At 35.9% G+C, this 7,630-nt stretch carries 6 protein-coding genes; 2 read left to right on the plus strand and 4 right to left on the minus strand.

What is annotated here, in order from left to right; genetic code table 11:
- Positions 1-420 precede the first annotated feature (420 nt).
- Complete coding sequence (locus tag ABYT26_RS17115) at positions 421-1,737, plus strand: ATP/GTP-binding protein (protein WP_372756153.1); 1,317 nt, start codon at positions 421-423, stop codon at positions 1,735-1,737.
- A gap of 3 nt (positions 1,738-1,740) precedes the next feature.
- Positions 1,741-2,553, plus strand: coding sequence for an RloB family protein (locus ABYT26_RS17120; RefSeq protein WP_372756155.1), 813 nt, complete (start codon positions 1,741-1,743; stop codon positions 2,551-2,553).
- A 39-nt stretch (positions 2,554-2,592) separates the two neighbouring features.
- On the opposite strand, the gene ABYT26_RS17125 is transcribed toward ABYT26_RS17120, so the two are convergent.
- The 4 genes from ABYT26_RS17125 to ABYT26_RS17140 all read right to left on the minus strand — a co-directional run.
- Complete coding sequence (locus tag ABYT26_RS17125) at positions 2,593-2,922, minus strand: hypothetical protein (RefSeq protein WP_372756157.1); 330 nt, start codon at positions 2,920-2,922, stop codon at positions 2,593-2,595.
- Positions 2,923-3,073: 151 nt separating this feature from the next.
- Positions 3,074-4,609: a restriction endonuclease subunit S gene (locus ABYT26_RS17130; protein ID WP_372756159.1), complete on the minus strand. Its 1,536-nt coding sequence runs from the start codon at positions 4,607-4,609 to the stop codon at positions 3,074-3,076.
- Positions 4,609-6,012 carry an N-6 DNA methylase gene (locus ABYT26_RS17135; RefSeq protein ID WP_372756161.1) on the minus strand — a complete coding sequence of 468 codons (1,404 nt, stop codon included), beginning with the start codon at positions 6,010-6,012 and terminating at the stop codon, positions 4,609-4,611. The genes ABYT26_RS17130 and ABYT26_RS17135 overlap by 1 nt, the downstream gene beginning before the upstream one ends.
- Positions 6,013-6,139: 127 nt before the next feature.
- A partial coding sequence (locus ABYT26_RS17140; protein WP_372756163.1) for a type I restriction-modification enzyme R subunit C-terminal domain-containing protein occupies positions 6,140-7,630 on the minus strand: 1,491 nt, incomplete at its 5' end.

The following is a 7,630-nucleotide window of genomic DNA, read 5'->3' on the forward strand; positions in this document are numbered from 1 at the left end:
CCTCCATTAAGCTATAGATAGCATATAATTCCTCCTCATACTGTCCTTTACTTTCAATTTCCTCTTCAAATTCATCAAACATACACGATTCATCTATATGTAGCTTATAGATGTTCTGTTTGCCTTCAATGCCTTCTATTTTGTTTAATGAATATTTGCTCATATCAAAATTAAAGTTTAGCTCTAACTAAACTTTCTGTAAAATAATACTAATTTATTTGATTTTCCAAATTTATTTTAGGTGCTGCACAAGCTTATTTATTGAGATTATAAATACGAAACACATTACCCAAAAATCACAAATCTAAGGGGAGAAAAAATCAATTGTAATTTTTTCACGTGAAAAATTCACGTGAAAATTTTGTTTACTAAAATATTAGCCTTTAATTTGTTGCTATATCTTACAAAAAAATCTTTGATATGTTACTAAGACTCACAATACAAAACTGCCTGTCTTTTCATAAAGAATCCAATTTTGATATGTTTCCTAATAAGAAAAGGACAACATTTAAAAATCACATTTACGACAATAAAGAAATACCCGTCTTAAAGCAAGCTGTACTTTATGGCGCTAATGGGTCTGGCAAATCAAATTTTTTAAAAGCAATTAAATTCATTAGAGACTTTGCTATAAAAAAGGAGTTTTTAAATGAGAAGAAGTTAGACAAAAACAAATTTAGACTTTGCCAGGATGAGAATACTGACCCTATTAAAATCTCCATAGAATTTAACACAAAAGATCATTACTATATCTATCGTATAGCATTAAATAATGATCATATAAAAGAAGAGCTTTTTCTTTCTGGTTTGGGAAAACAGGATAATATCCTAGTGTTTAAAAGAGAGGATCAAAAGCTGACCACTGAATCTAAACAGAAGTCAGAAGAACTATCAAAGGCAACAAAAAAATTATTAAATAATAATCCATATTCCTCACTACTGTCGTTAAACAATGAATTTCCAATCATTAATAATGAGCATGTTGAGAATACTTATAATTGGTTTCAAAACAATTTAGAAATATTATCTCTAAAACGTTTTGTACCTTCCCTGATCACTTTACTATCCACGAATAAAGATTTATTTAATTTTGCCAATCATCTTTTTAAAGAAATAGGATTAGGAGTAGATAGTTTAGAAATTCGCTCCAGAGATGTAAGTGAATTTCTTAGCGATAATTTAGAAGACAAGCCAGATATAGAGAAAATTTTGGAACGAAGTGCTAAAAATAACAGCAGATTTTCAAGAGTAGAGAATGATAAAGTACTATTTGAGATTGTTCAGGAAAAGGAGAAACAATTAATCAAAGAATTTATTTTTAATCAGCTTGGTGTTGATGATTACAAGGGTGCTATGGGAATAGGTGACCAATCTGATGGAACCATAAAAATTCTGAATTTAATACCTGCACTATATCAGCTTGTACATTCCGAAAAATTAATTTGTATTGATGAAATTGAAAGCAGTATCCACCCTTTATTGATCTCATCCATTATTAAGTTTTTTTCCGAATCAGAAACAAAAGGACAATTACTATTTACAACCCATGAAACTGAGTTATTGAACCAAAAAGAAATCGTCAGGGCTGATGAAATTTGGTTTGCAGAAAAACATCATGGCAATACGGAATTGTACTCGTTGAACGATTTTAAAGAACACAATACAATTAAAATTAAGAATGGGTATTTAGAAGGCCGATATGGAGGCATTCCTTTTATTGGAAATTTAGAAGCTTAAGCCATGACGGATCACTATTCGAAACAGGAAGGCAAGAGAGAATTAAAAGCTCCTATTCCAAAATATCCTACGGATAAAATTAAGCAATCAGAATTAGAGGAGAAAACAATCCCATCTTCTTATACTAAAGAAGATGGTTTCTTAGATCCATCTTTGTTTGTTATTGTATCGGGAGGAGAAGTTCGGGAGAAAGATTATTTTGACTTTTTTCAAAGAAAATACAAAGAACTAAATCGGCCTATTTTTCCTAAATTACGCATCAAATTTATTGCCGAAAATTCGGAAGGGCAAGGAGGTTTAGATGTTACAGATCTGGTAGATGCTGCCATTGATGTAAAAAAGCACCTTGATGAGAGTAAAGATGTTGACCTTATTGATTCAATCAACCTGGTGACCGATGTGGATGAATTTTATGATCAGATTATAGAACGCTATTCTGATTGCCAAGAGAATCATCTCAATCTTGTTATCTCAAACCCCTGTTTTGAGTTATGGCTTTACTACTCGTATTTTGCTGAAAAACCTGACTATATAGTTCCTGAGGATGTATCAAAAATAAGTGGAGGATTTAAAACTTATTTGGGAGAAAAAAAAGCTGGAGGTGTCGACCCCAGAAAAGCTCCATTTGAAATCGCAAAGGCGATAAATAATTCTAAGGGCAATTTTTCGAAAGATGCGAATGATATTCCTAATCTATTTTCAACAAACATGCATGAGCTTGCCGAAAAACTAGATGAATTAATCTTCTTTGATTTGGAGATATACAAGAAAAAAATGGCTGCCGAACGTGAGAAATTTATGAATAAGAAGTCGTAGGAGATTTCATTTTAAAATTAGCACTAGAAATTTTCTATTCTAAATAACACTAGGTACTGTCGTTTTGGTAACGAAATCTGTTTCGTTACCAAAAGTGTTAGAATGAACTAATTTATAGTCAATCAATGCTTTACCTTTAAGCACCACGTAACCATTTTTAGTTAATTCTTTTTGATATTTCTCTAGATAATTATCAACGGTGCGTTCAGAAATTTCAAAAAAAACAGCAATTTGCTTTTTTGTAAAACGATATTCTTGTTCGTATAATACCCCTTTTAATCCTACCATTTGTTGGATTTCCTGAAGTGCGTACTTGTTATTCAGGATATTTTGACGTGCAAGACTAGAGTTGGTTAATTTTTTCTCCATGATATCACCGTAATTTTTAATATAGTATTACGAATATACTTGTTTTCATGCTATTTATTGCAAGCCTTATTCGATGTATAGTACCGAAAGGATTAAAAATCCCAAACTCCTTACCCTCAGATTACAAATCTACGAGAACTGGAGTTGGCTTTTAATTGTATTTTGCTTTTGGCTCTGCAGCAATAAGCAAATCATTATCCGCTTTCTTCTTCCTAACCACCTTCTTTTTAGGCTTTTTAGCCGCTTCGAGTTTTAATTGCTTTATGCGCTCCAACAAAACAGAAGCCGGTTCATCCAAAGGGTTTTGCTCCACCAACTCACCACGAAAGGCTTTTGCCAATATCGCCTGTGGCAATGTATCTATTTTTTGCTTTAGCTTAGTATATTGCGCCTCTATGGCATCGGCTTTGGCAAAAAGAGATTCTACCCGATGGACAATTTCGGTTTGTTCATTCAAAGTAGGTACATTAACTATAATTCCATTTGCTTTAGTTTTATTGATATATGCAATAGTGGTAGAAGTAGAAATAGAATTCATCACTTCTTCTTGAGTTTTAAAATAATACATCAAATAACTTGGCAGAATTAATTCTGAAGGTAAAAATGCATGTAACTGCTGATTTATAACACATTTATCTTCAACAATGCAAGAAACTCCAAAACGTCCTACAATACTAATAACAACTGATTTTTCAGGGATCAATTTGGCTTTAACTTCTAATATCTCATCTGAGCTTAAAAAGAGTCTTGCATTTCTAGAATTGATACGATCTGACACTAAATCAGGAGTAGTTATCCATGGTATATCTCCTGTAAAAGATTTTGGTTTATCTCTTCCAGGAACAATACAGTCACATAATAAACCAACGGGAGCTTTATACCACGATTCAATTTGATAATCATCAATATTATCTAAACTTTGATTTAAATATTCAGGTTTTATAGGTGCTTTAGAGCCAACCTTTTTATTATTCTTTTTTAAAATATAATAATCTTCTAGTCTTTTATTTTGGACTGAAGTTAAATCTGCTGCCTCCAACTCCTTACCCTCGCGCCATTGCTCGGTGAGTTTGCCGGTAACGGCTTGGGTGAGGATGGCTTGTTTGAAGTTTTTGAGCAGTAGAGGTATTTTATCCAAACGGGTTTTGGTGCTCTCCAAAGAGGCAAAAAGGCTATCCAATTTGGCTACGATGCGCTTTTGTTCGGTTAATGGGGGAAGTGGAACTTGAAAAGATTTTAATTTCTTTTGATTTATTGAAGACTGATTCACTGATCGTTGAGCAACTTCAATAAATCGACCTGAAAACCTATAATGCCTTAATAAATAATTAAGAAAATACCCATCATATTGGGGACAAGATCTTAATAGTAACAGATTTATGCCATGAAGTACAGTTTCTTCTAAATTAAAAACAGCCGTTTTTCCAAGATGTTTATCGCTATTAATATGACTAAATAAGACATCTCCTTTTAATAATTTATATTTCTCAATTTCTTCTTCAGTTGGGCTTACATATTTTACTCTAGTTAAATCAATCGTTTCATTCCAAATTGTTTCAATTCTTGTGATTGGGAATGATCCTTCATATGGCTCTTCTAATTGTTTTAAACCAGAACCATTAGTCATTCTTGAAACTACTGTATCTAAATCTGTTCCAACCCACCCTTTTGGTAAAACTTTCTCCATTATTCCAATTCTTTAATGATGGCGTTCAAATCTTTCATGATGCTTTCCATTTCGGAAAGGGCTTCGCGGGCAATGTCTTGTGGTTCGCCTAGTTCTTCGCCATTGGTGATGCTTTCGTCGGCAATCAATCCTAAATCTAAGGAATAGTTCTTCTTCTGGATATCCGCTAAGCTGATACAGGAAAAACGTTCATCTTTCACTTTACTACGGTCAGCAGCGGTATAGGCTTTTTCGAAAGCCGCAAAGTGCTTTTCGGTAAAAGGGGTACGCTTTCCAAACTTGGGCATGTTGGTACGCATATCGTAAAACCACACTTCTTTGGTATTGGCCTTGTCTTTGGTTCCACGTTCAAAGAACAAAACGTTTGTCTTAACCCCTGCCGCATAAAAAATACCGGTTGGCAATCGCAAAATGGTGTGCAAGTTGCACTTTTTCATGAGGTCTCGGCGAATTTTTTGTCCGTCGCCATCTTCAAACAGCACATTATCGGGCAATACTACGGCAGCACGTGCGCCTCCACGCTGGTGCAAACTTCGGTATATGCTTTGTAAAAAATTAAGCTGCTTGTTAGAGCTCGGGAAAAGTAGGTCGGTACGGGTTGGGTTCTCTCCTCCTTTTTTGGTTCCAAAAGGTGGGTTGGCCAATACCAAGTCAATATTTTTCACGTCTTCGCCCATACTACTTAGGGAATCGCCCAGCATAATGTTCCCTTTCATGCCATGCAAAAAAGCGTTCATCATGGCCAATCGGTGGGTATCGTGTACCAATTCGCAACCGCTATACTGCTCCTCCATTAGGAAGGTATTCTCTTTTTCCTTTAAGGCATAAATGTCGTTGTTTGCCAATATATGGTGGTGAGCCGATATCATGAAACCATAGGTTCCGCAAGCTGGATCGTTAAGGCGTTCGCCCACTTTCGGATCCATTAATCGAACCATCACGTTGATTAATGGTCGAGGTGTGAAATACTGCCCCGCACCCGATTTGGTTTCAGAGGCATTTTTCTCTAGCAATCCCTCGTACATTTCGCCCAAGCCTTCTTCCCTTGCATCGAACCAATCTAACTCATCAATATACTTGATAATCTTACGCAGGTTGGCCGGTTGGTTGATAGAGGTTTGTGCGTTGTTGTAAATTTTTTGCACCGCACCTTTTCCTTCTGTACCTAATTTTAGTAGCAGTTCGCGGTAAAAAGTCGAAAGCTCAATGCCTTCCTTGCTTTTTAAATCTTCCCAACGGTAACCTTCGGTAATGTCATCTTCCTTACTGGTTTCTTCGGCCATTTTCAGGAAAAGAATGTAGGTCAGTTCGTTTAGGTATTGATGGTATGTGATTCCGTCGTCGCGCAAAACGTTGCACAAGTTCCAGAGTTTGTTTACGATTTCTTGTGTGCCTAGGGCCATATGTTCAAGTGTAAAGGTTAAAGTGTAAAGGTTAAAGTTCGAACCAATTTTATAATTATTAATTGGGCTTCAACAAGCTCAGCCACCATTTTTATGTATTATTTCACGGTAGCTGAGCTTGTCGAAGCTAGGCGTAAAGATACTCGTTTAGTTCGTTTATGATGGTGCTGGTTTCATTTTTGAATACTTTATCGAGTCTTTTTAATCCACCATCCATACTGAAAGGGGGTTTGTTCAGATCCTCAATCGTGATGACTGATTCTGCAAGCAATTGCATCTCAATCTTATCGAGCCATTTTAGTTGAATACTATTCCATTGATGAGCTGTTTTTATTTTCTCAATGGCTTGTGATATTCTTTCCTGATGACTGATTAATGGCGAGCCTAGAGCTGATGTTCGCACATGCGCAATGATATCAGCCACAATATCCTGATTGGAGATCTCTTTGTAAGCGGCATTTAAACGGACTCTATTAAAACCTTTCTCGTCCAAAATCAAACGCAATTCTTTTAAATCTTTTCGTGTTAAGCTGCTTGGTTTGGTACACAGAATGTTGATGGCAGCAATGGTATTCTTATTCTGTTTTAAGAAATCAGCAAAGGATTCCAGATAATCTTTGGGTTTTAAATTCTTATCGTAAGCTCTTTCCACATCTTCCACCACATCCTTGTGCTCGCTATACAGGGTTGCATAAGTAAAGGCTTTTCCCTTTTCGCGATCGAGATAGTTCCATAAATGTTCGTATTCAGCCAAGGTGTTCATCAGTTCATTGGTATCGGAAGCTTTCAGTTTTTGTCCCAATTCGCTTGCCGTTAATCCACCCGATAGACTTTTGAATTTTTCCTGTTGATCTCCATTCAGGGAACGGTTTTTACGTTGTAGTTTGGCGATGATTCGATCCAACTTGACTTCTCTCAGATATTCATCTTCTATAATGGATAATTCCTCGTTTAAATCTTCGAAAGACTTGCTCACTACCGGAGCAACAGGTTTCATTACCTGTTCCTGGGCCATAATCTCAGTTACGCCCACACAATCGTAAACTTTAAAAACTTCTTTGCCAATCTCATCGCACTTTCGAGTAGCCCGTCCCATCATCTGATCGTAAAGAATTCGAGAGTTTACTCTTCTCAGAAAAACGATATTGCAAATTTTGGGTACGTCGATACCCGTTGTTAACAAATCGACCGTTACCACAATACTTGGGTACTGATCGTTTTTAAATCGGTTCAGTAAATCATCTCGATTGTCGACTTCGCCTGTAATTTTTTTGATTGCAGCCTCATCTACATCTTCTCCCAATTCGACCAACTCTTCCTGCAGAATTTTCACAATCATGTCGGCATGGATATTTGTGGCCGCAAAAATCAAAGTCTTTTTAGGATCATCGGGATGAATGCCATAATCGGCAATCAGCTTGTTTAAAATATTTCTATTGAAACTGTCGTTGATTACCTTTTTATTAAAGCTTTGAATCTCAACGCGAATTTCATCTTCGGTTACACCGGCACTCTCAATTGTATTCTCTTCGGGATCGTAAACTTTTACTTCATCGCCTTTTTCCCACACGATGCCTTCCTGTCCTAACTTGGTTTTGAATACATAAGGTGGTTCAAA

The sequence above is a fragment of the Labilibaculum sp. genome, from assembly GCF_041595635.1.
Lineage (GTDB): Bacteria > Bacteroidota > Bacteroidia > Bacteroidales > Marinifilaceae > Labilibaculum.